The organism is Puniceibacterium confluentis (assembly GCF_007923445.1).
Taxonomy (GTDB): domain Bacteria; phylum Pseudomonadota; class Alphaproteobacteria; order Rhodobacterales; family Rhodobacteraceae; genus Puniceibacterium; species Puniceibacterium confluentis.
In genome coordinates this window covers 1-1255 of sequence record NZ_VOJI01000074.1, presented here as the reverse complement: position 1 = coordinate 1255, position 1255 = coordinate 1, and the positions used below count along the sequence as shown (strand labels likewise).

The window sequence follows — 1255 nt, the reverse complement described above, 5'->3', positions numbered from 1 at the left end:
TGACCTTCCCCCGCGGTTAGGGCCGGTTTGATCTGGAATCTTCCGGTTGGGTTTGAGTGTTGAGCGGCAGCGTGGAGACCGCAAGAGTCTCGAGCGCTGGCGCGGTGGTTTTCATCAGGAACTCCATAGGGGATAGGTATCCGAGCGCCGAATGTGGGCGCTTGGTGTTGTAGTGGCTGCGCCATCGTTCGATTTCCTCGCGGGCATGGCGCAGGGATCGGAACCAATGCAAGTTCAGGCACTCGTCCCGAAACTTGCCGTTGAAACTCTCCACGAAGGCGTTCTGCACCGGCTTGCCTGGCTCGATAAACCGCAGGCGCACGCCGGTCCGCTCGGACCAGTCGAACATCGCCTTGCTGGTGCCCTCGGGCCCGTTGTCGAGGATGATCTCTTCGGGCAGCCCAACGCGCAAAGCCAGGTCATCGAGGAACCGAGCAACGCGAGCCCCGGGGATCGACACATCGACGATCTGGCCGGGACAGAACCGGCTGTGATCGTCCACGATGTTCAACACACGAAACCGGCGGCAGTCAGCCAACTGGTCGCTGACAAAGTCCAATGACCATCTTTGCATCGGCCTGTCGGGCACCTGAGGCTCGACGCGATCCCGCCTGGGCAGTTTGCGCCGCTTCTTCGTGCGAACCTGTAAGCCTTGCTCGGTATAGAGCCGGTACGTGCGCTTGTGGTTCACGACGAGACCTTCCCGACGCAGCATCGCGTGCAGGCGCAGATAGCCATAGCGCCGGTTCTCCGACGCCAGCTCCTTCATGCGTTTGATTGCGGCCTCGTCGCCTTTCGGCTGCGGTCGGTATTGCTGCACCGACCGCGCCAGGTCAACGATCCGGCAGGCGCGCCGCTCGCTGAACCCACGCTCGGCCATCAGAAAGCCCACAGCTCGTCGCTTCGCCATGGGCTTACCAATGTTTTTGCAGCAGATCCTTCATCGCGGACATGTCGAGCATCTGGTCCGCGACGATCCGCTTCAGCTTGGCGTTTTCCGCTTCCAAGGCCCTCAGACGCTTGGCGTCGCCAGCCTCCAGGCCACCGTACTTCTTGCGCCAACTGTAGAAGGTCGCCGAGCTGATGCCGTGACGCCGACAAACGTCGTCCGTCTTCGCGCCTGCCTCGCTCTCCTTCAGCACACTGATGATTTGCTCTTCTGTGAAACGCTTCCGCTTCATGGGTCTTCCTCCTTCGTCCATTCAAAGGTGGAAAATTCCAGTTCGCAATGGCCCGGATACCGGGGGGAAGGTCA

1 protein-coding gene is annotated in these 1255 nt (G+C 61.0%); it reads right to left on the bottom strand.

From position 1 onward, the window contains the following. Nucleotides 1-16: 16 nt before the first annotated feature. A protein-coding gene (locus FOY53_RS22575; RefSeq protein ID WP_439332556.1) for an IS3 family transposase occupies nucleotides 17-1181 on the bottom strand; the annotation gives its coding sequence in 2 pieces (ribosomal slippage) (nucleotides 17-929 and nucleotides 928-1181; 1167 coding nt in all). Nucleotides 1182-1255: the final 74 nt, after the last annotated feature.